Annotated in this window: 21 protein-coding genes; 10 read left to right on the forward strand and 11 right to left on the reverse strand. The window is 59.5% G+C overall.

Translation table 11 applies throughout. The annotated features are described in order from the left end of the window. Nucleotides 1-223: 223 nt before the first annotated feature. The 3 genes from JNB85_RS21845 (at nucleotide 224) to JNB85_RS21855 (ending at nucleotide 2107) form a co-directional block, all read left to right on the forward strand. Entirely contained in the window at nucleotides 224-520 is a 297-nt protein-coding gene (locus tag JNB85_RS21845; protein WP_220336395.1) for a hypothetical protein, read from the forward strand. Continuing rightward, the gene (locus tag JNB85_RS21850) at nucleotides 510-842 is read left to right on the forward strand and encodes a sortase (protein WP_220336396.1); all 333 of its coding nucleotides are present in this window, start codon (nucleotides 510-512) and stop codon (nucleotides 840-842) included. The genes JNB85_RS21845 and JNB85_RS21850 overlap by 11 nt, the downstream gene beginning before the upstream one ends. A 110-nt stretch (nucleotides 843-952) precedes the next feature. Further along, a complete protein-coding gene (locus JNB85_RS21855) occupies nucleotides 953-2107 on the forward strand; it encodes a PQQ-dependent sugar dehydrogenase (protein WP_220336397.1) in 1155 nt (384 codons plus the stop codon). Here JNB85_RS21855 and JNB85_RS21860 read toward each other — a convergent pair. Continuing rightward, nucleotides 2104-2553 (reverse strand): hypothetical protein, encoded by a 450-nt coding sequence (locus tag JNB85_RS21860; RefSeq protein WP_220336398.1) that lies wholly within the window; start codon nucleotides 2551-2553, stop codon nucleotides 2104-2106. The two genes, JNB85_RS21855 and JNB85_RS21860, sit on opposite strands and share 4 nt — an antisense overlap. Continuing rightward, nucleotides 2526-3089, reverse strand: coding sequence for a DUF1176 domain-containing protein (locus JNB85_RS21865; protein WP_220336399.1), 564 nt, complete (start codon nucleotides 3087-3089; stop codon nucleotides 2526-2528). The genes JNB85_RS21860 and JNB85_RS21865 overlap by 28 nt, the downstream gene beginning before the upstream one ends. Nucleotides 3090-3193: 104 nt before the next feature. Between JNB85_RS21865 and JNB85_RS21870 the strand changes: the two genes are divergently transcribed. The 3 genes from JNB85_RS21870 (at nucleotide 3194) to JNB85_RS21880 (ending at nucleotide 5421) form a co-directional block, all read left to right on the forward strand. Further along, nucleotides 3194-4084 (forward strand): DMT family transporter, encoded by an 891-nt coding sequence (locus JNB85_RS21870; protein ID WP_220336400.1) that lies wholly within the window; start codon nucleotides 3194-3196, stop codon nucleotides 4082-4084. 490 nt (nucleotides 4085-4574) lie between these two features. Next, nucleotides 4575-4790 carry a cold-shock protein gene (locus JNB85_RS21875; RefSeq protein ID WP_007824341.1) on the forward strand — a complete coding sequence of 72 codons (216 nt, stop codon included), beginning with the start codon at nucleotides 4575-4577 and terminating at the stop codon, nucleotides 4788-4790. A gap of 142 nt (nucleotides 4791-4932) precedes the next feature. Next, nucleotides 4933-5421: a BA14K family protein gene (locus tag JNB85_RS21880; RefSeq protein WP_220336401.1), complete on the forward strand. Its 489-nt coding sequence runs from the start codon at nucleotides 4933-4935 to the stop codon at nucleotides 5419-5421. A 63-nt stretch (nucleotides 5422-5484) separates the two neighbouring features. Here JNB85_RS21880 and JNB85_RS21885 read toward each other — a convergent pair whose 3' ends face one another. Next, nucleotides 5485-6357 (reverse strand): oxidoreductase, encoded by an 873-nt coding sequence (locus JNB85_RS21885; protein ID WP_220336402.1) that lies wholly within the window; start codon nucleotides 6355-6357, stop codon nucleotides 5485-5487. A gap of 98 nt (nucleotides 6358-6455) precedes the next feature. Here JNB85_RS21885 and JNB85_RS21890 point away from each other — a divergent pair, with 98 nt between their 5' ends. Beyond that, the gene (locus JNB85_RS21890) at nucleotides 6456-6836 is read left to right on the forward strand and encodes a winged helix-turn-helix transcriptional regulator (protein WP_420852287.1); all 381 of its coding nucleotides are present in this window, start codon (nucleotides 6456-6458) and stop codon (nucleotides 6834-6836) included. On the opposite strand, the gene JNB85_RS21895 is transcribed toward JNB85_RS21890, so the two are convergent. The 4 genes from JNB85_RS21895 to JNB85_RS21910 all read right to left on the reverse strand — a co-directional run bounded on the left by JNB85_RS21895 (nucleotide 6833) and on the right by JNB85_RS21910 (nucleotide 10683). Beyond that, nucleotides 6833-8209, reverse strand: coding sequence for an ATP-binding protein (locus JNB85_RS21895; protein ID WP_220336403.1), 1377 nt, complete (start codon nucleotides 8207-8209; stop codon nucleotides 6833-6835). The two genes, JNB85_RS21890 and JNB85_RS21895, sit on opposite strands and share 4 nt — an antisense overlap. 25 nt (nucleotides 8210-8234) lie before the next feature. Next, nucleotides 8235-8936: a response regulator gene (locus JNB85_RS21900; protein WP_220336404.1), complete on the reverse strand. Its 702-nt coding sequence runs from the start codon at nucleotides 8934-8936 to the stop codon at nucleotides 8235-8237. Further along, nucleotides 8937-9428, reverse strand: coding sequence for a MarR family winged helix-turn-helix transcriptional regulator (locus JNB85_RS21905; RefSeq protein WP_007824353.1), 492 nt, complete (start codon nucleotides 9426-9428; stop codon nucleotides 8937-8939). It abuts the gene before it with no gap. A 637-nt stretch (nucleotides 9429-10065) separates the two neighbouring features. Next, complete coding sequence (locus JNB85_RS21910) at nucleotides 10066-10683, reverse strand: DUF1236 domain-containing protein (RefSeq protein WP_220336405.1); 618 nt, start codon at nucleotides 10681-10683, stop codon at nucleotides 10066-10068. A 279-nt stretch (nucleotides 10684-10962) separates the two neighbouring features. Here JNB85_RS21910 and JNB85_RS21915 point away from each other — a divergent pair, with 279 nt between their 5' ends. After that, nucleotides 10963-11607, forward strand: coding sequence for an MBL fold metallo-hydrolase (locus JNB85_RS21915; RefSeq protein WP_220336406.1), 645 nt, complete (start codon nucleotides 10963-10965; stop codon nucleotides 11605-11607). Nucleotides 11608-11609: 2 nt separating this feature from the next. Further along, entirely contained in the window at nucleotides 11610-12179 is a 570-nt protein-coding gene (locus tag JNB85_RS21920; RefSeq protein WP_220336407.1) for a DUF1349 domain-containing protein, read from the forward strand. A gap of 93 nt (nucleotides 12180-12272) precedes the next feature. Here the strand turns inward: JNB85_RS21920 and JNB85_RS21925 are convergent, their stop codons facing one another. From JNB85_RS21925 to JNB85_RS21940, 4 genes are all read right to left on the reverse strand, one after another. Next, entirely contained in the window at nucleotides 12273-12614 is a 342-nt protein-coding gene (locus JNB85_RS21925; RefSeq protein WP_220336408.1) for a tRNA-binding protein, read from the reverse strand. An 11-nt stretch (nucleotides 12615-12625) separates the two neighbouring features. Next, nucleotides 12626-13453: a pyrroline-5-carboxylate reductase gene (proC, locus tag JNB85_RS21930; protein ID WP_220336409.1), complete on the reverse strand. Its 828-nt coding sequence runs from the start codon at nucleotides 13451-13453 to the stop codon at nucleotides 12626-12628. Nucleotide 13454: 1 nt separating this feature from the next. Beyond that, the gene (locus tag JNB85_RS21935; RefSeq protein ID WP_007824374.1) at nucleotides 13455-13955 is read right to left on the reverse strand and encodes a type III secretion system chaperone family protein; all 501 of its coding nucleotides are present in this window, start codon (nucleotides 13953-13955) and stop codon (nucleotides 13455-13457) included. 402 nt (nucleotides 13956-14357) lie between these two features. After that, nucleotides 14358-14618 (reverse strand): accessory factor UbiK family protein, encoded by a 261-nt coding sequence (locus JNB85_RS21940; protein WP_183741092.1) that lies wholly within the window; start codon nucleotides 14616-14618, stop codon nucleotides 14358-14360. Between the two features lie 191 nt (nucleotides 14619-14809). Between JNB85_RS21940 and lgt the strand changes: the two genes are divergently transcribed. Further along, entirely contained in the window at nucleotides 14810-15661 is an 852-nt protein-coding gene (gene lgt / locus JNB85_RS21945) for a prolipoprotein diacylglyceryl transferase (RefSeq protein ID WP_220336410.1), read from the forward strand. The last annotated feature ends 15 nt before the right edge of the window (nucleotides 15662-15676 follow it).

The following is a 15676-nucleotide window of genomic DNA, read 5'->3' on the forward strand; positions in this document are numbered from 1 at the left end:
GCTTTGAAGAGGCGCCGCGGATGGACGATCCAGGCACACGGGAAGTTGATTCAGTTTCTGAGGTCGGCTCCGATTTATTACTAGAAATCAAGGTTATCGCCCGTTTACCATTTGCCACGAATAAGCCGCAACAAATGCCGTGGCGTGCCCCAATTCGGTCGTGAGAGCGCCGAGATCGAAACGATATTCTCCGCCATCCGACACTGGTTATTGAGGGCGTACCATGTTTTTGGAAGACGAACGCGCGGCAGGACGCCTGCGCGCAATCCGGGTTTCCCTATCGCTGATGGTGGCAGTCATTGCCTTTGCAAGCTGTATCGTGGCGACGTCCTGCCTGTTTTCTGTTGCCGAAGCAGGGCCGGCCATGGCCTCGAGTCCCCTCAAAACGTCCTATGCTGATCAGAAGATCATTGATGGCGTAACCGTACTTTTCGCCGCACTCGTCGCTGCAAACGCGCTCGCCATCTGGCTGCGCCGCATCAAGGGCCGTCTCTCGGAGGGGCTGCGCGATGTCCGCTAAGCCGCAGCGGTCCGGCTGGACCGAGGAAGCCGATACGTTCGAGCCGCTGCCGACCTATATGGAACTGGCCATGGCCGCCGCGTCTGCCCACGAGGCACCGCCGGCGCCGCCGAGACCTCGCCTCCCCGGGCTTTCGACCGTCGAGAAACTGGTCGCCGTCGGTATCGTGTGCCTTGCCTTCTACGGCATGGCGCTGATCGGCTGCGGGCTTTTCCTGAAAGTGGAAGCAAAGCGCACCGGCTTCATCACACAGCGGATGATGAGTGCCGAGCTGCAACAGGCTGATTTCAATCCCCGCTTCCCTGCCCGCGTAATCAACTGACCTACTCTCATTCAACCCGAGAACACAAAACCGTTATGGAGCGCCGAGTACGGTTGAAGCGCCTCATGCCCCGCGCCACCTTCCCCTCAAACTGACGACGGGGGATTATGATGGACGCCATTTCGACTTTCCGTTTCGCCGCACTGCTGGCAGGAGCCGCTGCTTTTGCAGGTCCAGTCCTCGCACAGACCGGGGACGTCCTCAGGACGCAGGAAGTTTCGGTTCGTGTCCAGAAGCTCGCTGATGGGCTGGAGCATCCCTGGGCGGTCGAGGTATTGCCTGACGGTGGCTATATCGTCACGGAGCGGCCAGGACGGCTCCGCATCATCCGCGACGGCAAGGTTTCAGATCCGATCGATGGCCTGCCGAAGGTGAGCGCCCGCGGCCAGGGCGGCTTGATGGATGTCGCGCTTGCGCCGGATTTCGCCATCAGCCGAAAGCTCTACCTGACTGCCGCAACCGCCAGCGACCGGGGCTCCGGCACCGAGGCCTTCAGCGCCACCCTTTCACCGGATGAAAAGAGCCTCGAAAACGTCGCGCCGATCTTCACAATGCAGCGCTTTACCCGCGGCAACATCCAGTATGGTTCACGCATCGCGATTGCCCCAGACGGCTCGCTGTTCATCAGCGTCGGCGACCGCGGTGACCGCAACCGCTCGCAGGACTGGAGGGATGATGCCGGCTCCATCGTCCACCTCAATGCCGATGGCAGCATTCCCGCCGACAATCCCTTCAAGAATAGCAGCAAAGCCCTACCGGAAATCTGGTCCAAGGGCCATCGCAACCCGCAGGGCATTACCTTCGATAGCGCTGACGGCAAGCTCTATACCGTCGAACATGGCGCAAAAGGTGGTGACGAGATCAACAATCCCGAGCCCGGCAAGAATTACGGCTGGCCTGTTATCACCTACGGTCGCGACTATTCCGGCGCCAAGATCGGCGAAGGAACGGCGAAGGAGGGCCTGGAACAACCCCTGCACTACTGGGATCCGTCGATCGCTCCGGGCGCCCTCGTCGTCTATCGCGGCAAGATGTTTCCGGAATGGAACGGCAATTTCATCGTCGCCGCCCTGAAGTTCCAGTTGCTGTCACGCATGCAGAGGGATGCGAGCGGCGGCTTCACTGCTGAGGAACGCATGTTCGAAGGCGACTACGGCCGCATCCGCGATGTGATCGTCGCCCCCGATGGCGCATTGCTGATGGTCACCGACGAGAATGACGGCGAATTGCTTCGGGTTTCCCGCGCTGAAAGCCGGGCCGGCTAAAGCGAATTCCGCAATTCCTTGCGGATCATGAATTTCAGCCCCGACCATATATCGTCGATGGCGCAGACTTTGACGTCGACGAGACCTGTCGGCAACAGGATCTCTCTTAATGCATCCTCGGTGATGCTGGTCGGCACCTTCGAACTCTTCTTCGGCCAGGATATCCAGACCATGCCATCGGGCCTGACCACGTGGAATAGCGCCCCCGCCATCTCTTCCAACGCCATACGATGTGTTTCGAAGACGTGGATATAATCGAATTGCCGATCAGAACCCGTCGGCAAGACCCGTTCGACCGTAGCAAAACCCTCGAACCCGCCGATCTCCGCCAGCCCATTGGGAACATTGATGAGCAAGGCCGCCTGTCCTGGTTTAAGCTCCAGCTTCCTTGCGAGCGGCGTGTCGGAATATCCTGCCGTCATTGGCGCTTCCACACGAGCGGCCATGTTGCCGGACCGCCATCAGCCCTGGCATCGCATTCCTCCTTGATGCGCACTTCCTCAAGAACAAGGAAATCCGTGTTAGGAGGCTCGGCTACACGCCACACATAATAGCTGCCGCAATCGCCCATGCCGCGTCCCTTTACGAAGGAGGTGAAACGCCTCTCCGTCGCATCGTAGCGGATGTTGAAAGCCGTATCGCCTGTCGTTTCCGAAAACTTCAGCGGAAAAACCGCCCGAGAAATATGGTTGCCGTAACCGCCATAGATTGCGAAAGGCATGTTGTAGGCGCCAGCCTGGCCACAGGGTACGATGATCAGCCTCTTCCCGGTCTCGCTGATTATTTCGAAGGCATCGCCATCGGCAAGGCGCGGCTCTTCGATGTGGCAGTCGCCGTCATCAGGCTCGACATCCGCCCGGACCACATCGGGCAGATCGGCAAAGCGTGCAATCGGCCGGATGGGTGATGAAGCCTCGGCCGAAGCGTCCCAAGCCCCTGCCAGAACGGCTGCCGTGACGGTCGCAATCAGTTGCCGCTTCATCCATGTCTCCGAACCATTTGAGGAATCTCATCCTTGTCGAAAAGAGATGCGCCTGCTAACCCGGCAGCACAACTCTTAAATGCTTCCCAAACATCGAGGGCGAAATGACGCGCGCTCAGGCGAACCTCCTTCTATTGCTCGCAGCCGCTATCTGGGGCGGCGGCTTCGTTGCGCAGTCGACCGCAATGAAGGCGATCGGCCCCTTCTGGTTCATCGGTCTGCGCTTCGCCATCGCCGCACTCGCCACCCTGCCCTTCACGCTCATCGAAGCGCGCAAGGCGAAGGTCGCAACCAGCCGCCGTCATCTTGGCCTTTATTTGATGATCGGCCTTGCGCTCTTCGGCGGCGCGTCCACGCAACAGATCGGCCTGCAGACCACGACCGTCACCAATTCCAGCTTCATCACCGGGCTCTATGTAATCTTTGTGCCGTTGATCGCCGTCTTCTTCCTGCGCCGCTCGCCACACTGGATCATCTGGCCGGGCGCCATCATGGCCGTGTCAGGCATTTATATGCTGTCGGGCGGCCGGCTTTCGGCTCTGACGGTGGGGGATCTGCTGACGGTCGTCTGCGCGATCTTCTGGTCGGTTCAGATCACGCTTGCCGGAACGACGGTCGGCGAAACGGGTCGACCGCTTGCGCTGTCCAGCACCCAGTTTGCGGTGACGGCCGTTTGTGCGCTGATCATCGCCGCCATTTCCGAACCGGTCAGCTTGTCAGATATCCGCGCGGCTGCACCTGAGATCCTCTATGTCGGCATCTTCTCCTCGGGCGTCGCCTTCGTACTGCAGGTCGTCGCTCAGCGCTACACCACTCCCTCGCAGGCAGCGATCTTCCTCTCCGCCGAAGCGCTATTCGGCGCGACGCTCGCCGCGCTTCTTTTGGGCGAGAGCATGCCGCCGCTCGGCTACATCGGTTGTGCGCTGATATTTATCGCTATGCTTGCAGTCGAGCTCGTGCCCGAAATGACCCGCCGCCGCTCGGAGACGGCCTGAACACGCGTCCATTTGTGGGGCATTTATTGCCATCTGAGGATTTTTTTAAGCGAGCGGCAAGACGCGCTATCGTTGCATTTTTGGTAAAATCTGCCCGGAACTTATATTGCAGACGATATAAAACGTTAATCATTTGCTCCCGGCGGCGGATTTTTTGCGTTTTTTGCGAAAACAGGCCACATTTGCGGGTGTATTCTTAGGGACACGTTAAAAAACTTTTGCTTGCCAAAATCCTTCAAACGCAGCACTCTTCGCGCGTTCGGGCATTTTGCGAGCATGGGAAGTCCTTAAGAATTTGCGAGCCGGAAACGCTAATATTCCGGTCAGCCGGTCCCAAAAAACAGCAGGCGTTAAGTCCTGTCTGGAACCGGCGGAGGTAGAGGGGACCTTTTTCTCACATTTCAAGATCTGCCTGCCAGCGTCTTCGCGAGAAGGCAATAGCGTAATGCTGCCCGTGTGGATGGCGGGCGGAGACAAAAGGACCTGAGGCATGGCCGAGACTGGCACTGTAAAATTCTTCAATACCGACAAAGGCTTCGGCTTTATCAAGCCGGACAAGGGCGGCGCCGATATCTTCGTTCACATTTCTGCCGTTCAGGCTTCCGGTCTGGCCGGCCTGACGGAAAATCAGAAAGTAAGCTTCGACACGGAGCCGGATCGCCGCGGCAAGGGTCCGAAGGCCGTCAATCTGCAGATTTCGGGCTGAACCTCCGCATAGGCGTGGAATTCGAGTTGAAGCCCGGCAGCGATGCCGGGTTTTGTCGTTCAGACTCCATTCAGCATGACGCCGCTAGGTTCGGAACCATAGAAAGGGACCGCTTCCGGCTCCCGATATCGGGATTTTCGCCATGAACAGGCTTGCAAAGACTATTCTTCTGACGGCAACCGCCGCTGCCCTGACCCTCTCGGCCATCGGTGAAGCCTCGGCTGGTGACCGCTATTGGCGCCATGGCCATGACCACGGTAACGATGCACTGGTTGGCGGCGCCGTCGGCCTGGCCACGGGTCTTATCGTTGGCTCTGCCATCGCAAATGCCAATAATGGCCCTGTCTATGAAGAGCGCCGTTATATCGACCCGCCGGTCTATGAACCGGAATATGCTCCGCCGCCGGTCTATCGCGCACCGCGTCCCGTCTATTCTGAGCCCGTCTATTCCGAGCCAGCCTATGGTCGCCCTGTCTACGGTCGCCCTGTCTACGGTCGCTCGGCCGGCGCCATGGAACCCTGGAGCGTTCAATGGCAGCGCTATTGCTCCTACCGCTACCGTAGCTTCGACCCGCAGAGCGGCACCTATGTCGGCAATGACGGTCGCGAGCACTTCTGCGTCGCAAGCTGATCGGCTGAAGATACTCTGACGAAAAGCGCCGCCACAGTGCGGCGCTTTTCTTTTGTCCGCACCTCAGCTGGCCTTCTGATCCCAAGACATGGGCTTGGCGCCGTCGCTCCGCTCGAAATCGGTCGACTGGCTGACGACACGCCAGCTGCGGTCGGCCTCCATTCGCGCTGCATCCGCCTTCTCCACTGCCGCGACCGCATCGCTGCCGAGCAGCAGTCGCAACGGCGGGGCATCGAGCGAAGCAATATGCAGCACCACTGCCGCCGCCTTGGCAGGATCGCCGGGTTGGCGGCCGCTATAGTTGCGCTGGTACTCTGCCATGGCACCGACTGTTTCGGCATATTCCGGGCGACCGCCGTAGATTGCCGTCGAGGAACCGGCAAAGTCCGTGCGGAAGCCGCCCGGCTCGATAATGGTAACTTTGATGCCGAGCGGTCCGACCTCCTTGGAGAGCACTTCGGAAAAACCCTCGACACCCCATTTCGCTGCCGCGTAAGGCGCACGCCCGACAGGCCCGATCCTGCCGCCGACGGAAGAGAACTGGATGATATGGCCTGTCCCCTGCCCGCGCATGACCGGGATCGCCGCCTTGGTCATGATGATTGTGCCGAAGAGATTGGTCTCGATCTGCGCCCGGAATTCGGCAAGGCTCGTATCCTCGATCGGCGCGACATTGCCGTAACCGGCATTGTTGACCAGCACGTCGAGCCTGCCGAATGTTTCGACCGCGCTCTTCACAGCCGCTTCCGCCGCCGCCTCGTCTGTCACATCGAGCGCCAGGGCGAGAACGCGCGAGCCATGCGCATCAACGAGATCGCCAAGCTGGGCGGGATCGCGCGCCGTCGCGACCAGCTTGTCGCCGGCCTCGAGAACGGCATTGGCGAGCGCGCGGCCGAGGCCACGCGAACTTCCAGTAATCAACCAAACCTTTGACATGGGAAACCTCCTTTTTGGTTCCCCATCCATTTAGGATCTATTGTTTCCTTTAGAAAGAAGGTACCTTACGGATCTATACATACCTGAAAGTAACTATTATGAAAGACGATATCTTCGATTTCTGCCGCAACATGAGCGACGAACAGGATGCGCGAGCCCGGCAGATGCTGGAACGTGCCGCCGCGAAATGGCCCCTACGCGTCCTGCACGTGCTTTCCGAGGCGGATGGCCCCTTGCGGTTTTCAAGGGTTCTGGAGCGGGTGGAGGATATCAGCCAGAAGGTGCTGACACAGACGTTGCGCACGCTCGAAAGCGACGGTCTCGTCATCCGCACGCTCTATCCGCAGGTGCCGCCACGCGTAGAATACGAGCTGACACCGCTCGGCCGCGAACTGCTGACGCAGGTCGTCTCGCTGTGGCGCTGGATCGTCATCCACCTGAATGAATTCGACGCCGCCAAACCGGCTGCAAAAAGCTAGGCCGGAAGACGCACCGTCGCTCTCAGCCCGCCAAGCGGACTGTCACCAAGCGTGATATTGCCGCCGTGGCTGCGCGCGATATCCCTCACGATGGCAAGCCCGAGACCGGTGCCCGAAGCATCGAGATTGCGTGCGCTATCCAGCCGGAAGAATGGCTTGAACACATCCTCCCGGTACTTCTCCGGAATGCCGGGACCATTGTCATCGAAGACGATCGTCAGCCATTTCGCACCATGCTTGGCCTCGATATGGAGCGTGTCGGCGTAACGCCTCGCATTAGAGGCGAGATTGGTCACAAGTCGCAAGAAGGCATTTGGGCGCACTGAGATATGGTCCTCGCCCTCGATGGAATAGGTCAGCATCTTGCCGTGCAGTTCGAAATCGGCCTCGAGTTTTCCGAAGACCTCGCTGAGCTTCAGCTCTCCGACATCTTCCTCCACCTCACCCTTGGCAAAGGCCATATAGGCCTCCAGCATGGTCTGCATGTCGTTGACGTCTTCATTCAGCCCTGCAAGATCGGGATTATCGCCAGCGAGCGCCAGTTGAAGTTTGAAGCGGGTCAGGATGGTTCTGAGATCGTGGCTGACGCCTGAGAGCATCGCCGTGCGCTGCTCCATCTGCCGCTCGATGCGCTCTCGCATGAGGATGAAGGCAAGACCGGCACGCCGCACCTCATCAGCGCCGCGCGGATAGAAATTGTCCGCCTTCTGCCCTTTGCCGAAGTTTTCCGCCGCCCGCGCCAGATTGAGGATCGGCCGGATCTGCCCGCGCAGGAACAGGATCGAGATGGCGATCAGCACAAGTGACGCGCCGACCATCCAGAGAATGAAGATATGCGTGTTCGATGCATAGGCCTGACTGCGTTTCGTAATCACACGCAGGATGCGGTTGTCGAGCTTGATGCGGATCTCGATGAGGTTGGAATTGCCGATCGTATCGATCCAGAACGGCCGGCGGATTTCATCGGTGATCTCGTCGCTCAGGATGCCGTCGAGAATCGAGAAGAACGGCTTTTCGCGCGGCGGTGGCAGATCTCCATCCGGCTCGATCGAAATCTGCAGGTTGAGCTGGTCGCGGGCAATGCGGGTTATATCGCTGTAATCGGCATCCTGCGGATAGCTGTCGATAACCTCGATGATGGCTGCGATGTCACGGGTCACGCCGAGCGACAGCCGCTCCGTCACCATCTGCCAGTGACGCTCCATGAAGACAGCTGCGACGACCGACTGCAGAAGCACCATCGGAATGATGATGATGAGCAGCGAACGCGTATAAAGACCCGTCGGCAATCGCCGGCGCAGCCAGCGCACGAACCAGCGCCAGCCGGGTGCAGGAGAGCGGTCTTCCCGCCGCAAGCTGTCGAATGTCACCATGTGCGCCGGTCCCGAACCCGTCGTTTCAGTCGATGCTCAGCCTGTACCCTATACCGCGCACTGTCTGCAGCCAGACCGGATTGGCAGGATCATCCTCGATCTTGCGGCGCAGACGGTTGATCTGAACGTCGATGGTACGTTCGCCGACTTCCGCATCGTCTCCGATCAACTCGTGCCGCGGGATCGTGTCGCCGGCCCGGCGGGCAAAAAGCAGCATGATTTCCTGTTCGCGGTCCGTCAGGCGGATGACTTCGGCCGCCTTCTTCAGCTCCTTGCGCGTCAGCGAGAAAGTGTAGGGGCCGAACATGACCTGCTCGATTTTCAGCGTATCGCCGCCGCTATTGCGTCGCAGGATATTGTTGACGCGCAGAACGAGTTCGCGCGGATCGAAAGGCTTGGGAAGATAATCGTCGGCGCCGGCTTCGAGCCCGGCAATACGGCTGTCGGATTCGGCAAGCGCCGTCAGCATGATAATCGGCACGTTCTTCACGGCCCTGAGCCCGCGCGTCACCTCGATGCCGGATTCGCCCGGCATCATCACGTCCATGATGATGAGGTCGAAATCGAGCCCCGCCAACTTGCGCTGCGCCTCTGCCCCGTCAGAGGCAATGGTCACGCGAAAGCCGTTTTCCGTCAGGTAACGGTTCAGCAACGCGCGGATACGGGTATCGTCGTCGACGACGAGAAGATGCGCCGCGTCATCGGAAATGCCTGTCTTGACCGCCATTCAATCCGCCTTCTGTCTGTCTCGCATGCCTCTGAGGAATGCCTTTACGCCCTCTCGCGCCTCCGGGGTAGCGCCCTCGAATGCCCGTTCAATACGGCGTGATTGCGGCTCGGCGAGCGCCAGTGCCAGTTCCCTGCCCGATTTGGTGGGGTAGAGCTTGCGCTGTCGGCGATCCTCCGGGCCTGCCACCTGCCGAATATAGCCTGAATCGATCAGTTGTTTCAGCACTCTTGCAAGGCTCTGCTTGGTGATCTTCAGCGTGTCGAGCAGATCGGCAACCGTCATGCCCGGATTTCGGTTGACGAAATGCACGACGCGGTGATGCGCCCGCCCAAAACCGCTCTTTTCGAGAATGGCGTCAGGATCGGATACGAAGTCACGGTACGCGAAGAAGAATAGCTCGATGATCTCGAAATCGATGATCCCGACATCCTCCATCGGCGTGGCCAGCGGTTCAGGTTTGCCTGCTTTCGAGCTGGTCTGTCGTGGCACTCGGCATTTCCTCTCTCTTGGCGCGAACCCTGCGAAGTTTTCGCAAAAATGTCGGTTTTGGTGACGTATTCTGCGTCGCCGCTAGCTTCCCCAAACGTTGCAGGCCCCGCGCGGACTGTTCTTTCCCTGGAAACTAAAGCCGTTCGGCAAATCTCGAACGCAATGCGCAATTTCCCCTTGTGTCAGTGGATAGAACGTAATGGGGACAACAATCAACAGACATGGCGCAAACGCGCCGGAGGAGGCAAGGATGACTTTGATTCTCGGAAGCTTGTGCGGCCAATCGCATAACGCGCGGCAGTGAGATGATGAACGTTTCCGCCCGGGTGAACCGCATCAACGCGGTGATCGCCTTCGTCAATAATGGCGCCGTTCACGTGCCAACACGGATTGCTTCCTGAACGGCATCACCTGCCGGACGACGATTGAACTCGCCAAACGCACTGTCATCGAAGCCGCCGAACGAACCCTCTTCCCGGAAGAGCTGAGCAGCTTCTCCGGACCCTGCCAGACCGGCTTGACGGCGGAGATTGCTCCCGCCTCCAAAATCGGCCCCTATTGCTTCACACCCACGCGAGAGCGCTGCAGGTGGCCGCAGAAAGGACAAAGGCGGCTGCATGCCGCCTTTCCCATAGATTTATTGGTAGACATAGACGATGCGGCGAGTGCCCGGGTCGACCAGCACCGGCCGATCGTTGATTCGGACATAGCGATACTGGTAATCCGGAATCGTCTGGAAGGTCACGTCGGCGGGCACTTCGGCACCGACGACCACGTCACCGCTAAGCCGCACGGCCTGCGCCGGCGTTGTGTCGATATAAGTGCGAACTTCCTCCGGCGGCGTAATCGCCTCGACCGAACCGACCGGACCGATCAGCTCATCACCGGGTGCGGGCATCGGCTCTGCCGGCACGACGCTGGAGGTCGTCTCATAGGTCACCACAGGCACGCCGAGATCGGCGCGATGCTGCTCGACGATGACGGGCGAGCCGCCCTGATCGACCTGCAGATATTCGGCATAGACCCAGCCGCGCACGCCGTTTACGTCCACCCGGCACCAGCGGCTACCTTCGATGCAGCCATCGAGCACGGCAGTCGAGCCGCGGGTGGCAAGACCGACGGAAGGATATTGCGGGCCGGGACCGGAGCGGATGTTCAGGTCGTTGATGGACGTCGCCACCATCTCCGCCTGAGCGAGCCCGGCACTAGCAGCCAGAATGGCGCCGGCCAGCAGAAGGTTTCTCTTCAAGGTCATTGTAAGGTCTCCTTGTTGCGATGGGCTGACAACGCACGGGTTGCGTGGTTGTTCCGCCGCGGCCGGCACAGCTGAAGAATGGCATAAGGAAGGCCGAGGCAAGCGTCTGAAATCGCTACGGAAATTTGCTTCGGCACAATGCCGAATCGCTCTCCGGAAGCCGATAAATTCCTGTTGCAGTCTGTCTTTTCCGCGTGAGCTTACCGAAAATTCCGGCTGCCTTCGGCTGCGTTTGCGCCTATAGAGACAGGCAATTGAAAGATGTGAAGCGAGGCATTCATGGGCATGCTCCAGGCCGGCATCATTCCGGTGACACCCTTCCAGCAGAACTGCACCATTCTCTTCGACCCCGATACGAAGGAAGGCGTGGTCGTTGATCCCGGCGGTGACGTGCCCGTTATTGCAAGCGTGATCGAAGAACATGGTCTCAAGATCAAGGAAATCTGGCTTACCCACGGCCATCTCGATCACGCAGGCGGCGCCAAGGAGCTGAAGGAAAGGCTGGGGGTCGATATCGTCGGCCCGCATGAGGACGACCTGCCGCTCCTTCTGCGCATCGAAACCCAGGCAGAGAAATATGGCATTGCGGGCCTGCAGAACGTCACGCCTGACCGTTGGCTGAAGGATGGCGACAAGATCTCCTTCGGTTCTCACGAGTTCGAGGTCTATCACACGCCGGGCCATGCGCCGGGCCACGTCATCTATTTCAACCGCTCCCAGAAGTTCGCCCATCTCGGCGATGTGCTCTTCAACGGTTCGATCGGCCGCACTGACCTGCCCGGCGGCAACCATCGCCAGCTTCTCGATTCCATCAGGGACAAGGTGCTGCCGCTCGGTGACGATGTCGGCTTCATCTGCGGCCACGGACCGGGCAGCCGTATAGGTGACGAACGCCGTGAGAATCCCTTCCTGCGCGAGATTTGAACATGAAACATATGAGTTGGCTGAACCCGCCGCCCTTCTTCGAGGAACGTGACGGCGCGCTCCATGTCCGTTCCCGCGAAAAGACCGATTTCTGGCAGGGCACCTATTACGGCTTCCACCGCGACGACGGTCACTTCCTGCATGAAAGCCGCAAGGGTGACTTCACCGCCGAGGTCACCTTCTCCGGCAACTATGAAGCCCTCTACGATCAGGCCGGCCTGATGATCCGCGCCGGTGAGAAGCACTGGATGAAATGCGGGATCGAATATATCGATGGGGCCAGGCATTTCAGCGCCGTGGTCACCAACGGCAATTCAGACTGGTCGGCTTTCCGCATCGGCCATGACTTCGATGCCATCTCGGTCCGCGCCACGCGCAACGGCGACGCCCTGTTCATCCAATACCGCACGGACACAATGGACGAATGGCGCATGGCCCGCCTCGCATGGTTCGATCCAGCTTTTGAAGAGGTGCTGGTCGGTCCCGTCTTCTGCTCGCCGCAACGCGCTGGCTTCAAGGCCGTCTTTCATGATTTCAGATTGAGCGATCCGCTCTCGCGCGATATTCACTGAGCCTACTTGCCGAGATCAACCGGAAGGCGCCTCGCTTCGGCGAAACCAGATCATTCATGCAATCGCAAAACGCAGCTGACCGGTCTCGCTGACCTACATCAACTTCTGGCCGTTCGGCACCGGCCGCTCGACAGCCGCAAGCACGATATCGCCCTTCTCATCGGCAAAACCGAGCGTCAGCACTTCCGAACGGAACGGCCCGATCTGGCGCGGCGGAAAGTTGACGACGGCGAGCACCTGTCGCCCGACGAGTCGTTCCGGCGAATAATGAACCGTGATCTGCGCCGAAGATTTCTTGACGCCGATCCCGGCGCCGAAATCGATGAGAAGCTTGATCGCCGGCTTTCGCGCCTCCGGAAAGGGATTTGCCTCGATGATCGTGCCAACACGGATATCGACGCGCTCAAAATCGGCAAAGGCAATCTCTTCGATCATAACCGTCTCTCTCAGCCGGCGAGCTCTTCGGCGCGCTTGCGAGCAGCCGCGAGTGCCTCGTCGAATAGCGGCTGCATGCCATCTTCAGCCATCAATACGGAAAGTGCAGCAGCAGTCGTACCGCCCGGCGAGGTGACGTTCTGGCGCAGGCGCGCAGCGTCGTCGGGGGACTGGTGCAGTAGCTCACCAGCCCCCGCGACAGTTTCCCGCGCAAGGCGCATGGCAAGGTCCGCCCGCAGGCCGAGTTTACGACCCGCTTCTGCCATACACTCGACGAGATAAAACACGTAAGCCGGCCCGCTGCCTGAGAGCGCCGTTACGGAATCGATATCGGATTCGGCAGGCACCCACTCGACAGGACCGGAGACACGAAGAAGGGCATTGACGCCGTCGCGTTGCTCGGCGCTGACACGTGCATTGGCAAAGGCGCCGGTTACGCCGCGCCCGACCATGGCAGGCGTGTTCGGCATGGCGCGCACCATAGCGGCCTCGCCGAGATGCTTTTCCAGGAAGGCCAGCGTCTTGCCGGCAGCGACCGAAACCACCACCGTCTGAGCCCCGACGACGCTTTTAACGGCCGGAAGCACGGCTTCCATCACCTGCGGCTTCACTGCAAGAAACAGGACACCGGCCTTGAGATCGGCAGGAACGGCTGTGACATGCGTAGCGCCGGCATCGGCAATGGTCGATATCATCGCCGGCGACGGACCGGGATCGACCACGACGACAGCGGAACCCGGAACTCCGCTCTTCAGCCAGCCGGAGAGCATGGCGCCCCCCATATTGCCGGCCCCGACGAGAACGACCGGATTGGCGGCTGAAAAGGCACTCGCAGGCATGTTACGCCTCGCCGACTGTTTCAAAGAGAACCGCTTCCATCGCCTTGTTGGCTTCCATGCCGGACCATACGACGAACTGGAAAGCCTGATAATACGCCTCGCAGGTGTCGAGTGCACTCGAAAGCAGCACCTCGACCTGACGGTTGGTGGGCTCGGCACCGCCGGCAAGCAGCAGAGATTGGCGGAAGATGACGACATCTTCCTGCCGCCACAGGTCGAAATGTCCCATCAGCACCTGGCCGTTGATCGCCGAGAGCAGCTTCACCACCTCATTGACCCTGATTTCGGGAACCTTGATATCGAAGGCGCAGCCGAGATGCAGCGCTTCGAATTCCTCCATCCATGAGAAGGAAACGTGATAGTCGGCCCAGCGGCCCTCGACGGTCATCGCGATCTCGTCTTCGCCGGAGCGCTCGAATGCCCAGTCATTGTTTGACGCCACGTACTCGATCATGTCGACCGGGTTCGACTGGCGTTCGACTTCCAATTCCATAAGGCTCATGCAGCACCTTCTTGACCGGAATGAATGCGGCCCAACTTCGTGAACGAACACAAAACAAGACACACGCAATACCGGAAACCACCACTGGGGATGATCGCTGAACCGCTGCCAGACTAACGCAGTGAACTTGCCTGGCGCTTACCAATTCGCTTCGAATCATCATTTAAAATCAGTGTATAATGACCCTCGCGGCCTGCCAGCCCCTTTCACGGAAATTTGGCGGGCCTGCTGTGGAAAGCACTTATGGAATCAGATTCAGCGGGGGAGGTAAAAGACTCTGCCCATTGGCTTTTTTGGCAGTGTCCACAGGTGGAAAATCACACCGGATTTTTTTATTGGAAGATGCGGCATGTAACATAAGGGCCACGCCGCACCTTATACAGCATCTTATCTAAGCCGGAGTTACTTGCCTTCTGCTGCAAGCCTGGCTTCAAGCGTAGCGACACGGGCGGCGAGCGCCTCGTTTTCGTCGCGGGCCTTGATCGCCATTTCGCGCACGGCTTCGAATTCCTCGCGCTTGACGACATCCATGCTGTTCAACCAGCGTTCAGCGTGAGCGTTGAAGGCAGTCTCGATCTCCTTGCGCACGCCCTGCGCAGCACCTGCGGCATCGGTCATCAGCTTGGCGAATTCATCCATGATGCGGTTCGTTCCGGTCGTCATGGCGTATTTCTCCCTTCGCACGACGTGAATATAGGCCTTATGGCCTCCGAAAATGGAGGTAGGGCTTCACCGCCGAGGATGCAAGCGCTTTGCACGGGATAAGGCCGTTCGCACGAGGCATAGCGAACAATGCACTTGACCGTCAGAGATCGCGGAGCCATGTTCCGCGCATCTCAACGGGTGGGAAAACCTTGCCGATAGCTGCTGATCTTCTTGCTATAATGCCTTTCCCTAATATCGACCCGATCGCTTTTTCGATCGGCCCGCTGGCGATTCACTGGTACGGGCTGGCCTATGTGGCCGGCATCCTGTTTGGCTGGGTCTATGCCCGCCGCATTGCTGCAGACGATGCGCTCTGGCCGGACAATACCTCGCCCATATCGAGAGCCCAGCTCGACGACTTCATCGTCTGGGCAGCACTCGGCATCGTTCTCGGCGGTCGCATCGGCTACATCCTTTTCTACGATCTCGGCGCCATCATCGACAATCCGATCCGCGCCGTGCAGATCTGGAACGGCGGCATGTCGTTCCATGGCGGCCTGACCGGCACGACGATCGCCATGATCCTCTTTGCCCGCCGCAACCGCATCCCCGTCTGGAACCTCTTCGATATCGTTGCGACGGTGGTGCCCTGCGGCCTGTTCTTCGGCCGTATCGCCAATTTCATCAACGGCGAACTCTGGGGCCGGCTGACGGATGTGCCCTGGGCAGTCGTCTTCCCGACTGGCGGCCCCTTCGCTCGCCATCCGAGCCAGCTCTACGAAGCCGGCCTCGAAGGCATCGTTCTGCTCCTCGTCCTTGCCGCCCTTGTATATGGCGCCAAGGCGCTGAAAAGCCCCGGCCTCATCACCGGCGTCTTCATCTGCGGCTACGCACTCTCGCGCATCTTCGTGGAATTCTTCCGCGAGCCGGATAAGCAACTGGGCTATCTCCTCGGAACGAACTGGCTGACGATGGGAATGGTCCTGTCCTCCCCGATGATCCTACTCGGCCTTTGGGCGATCTTCCGCGCCCGCCGACAGGCTGCTGCCGTGCAGCATTGAAGCTACCGGAACTGT

The organism is Rhizobium mesosinicum (assembly GCF_019511345.1).
In the GTDB taxonomy this organism is placed as follows: Bacteria; Pseudomonadota; Alphaproteobacteria; order Rhizobiales; family Rhizobiaceae; genus Rhizobium; species Rhizobium mesosinicum.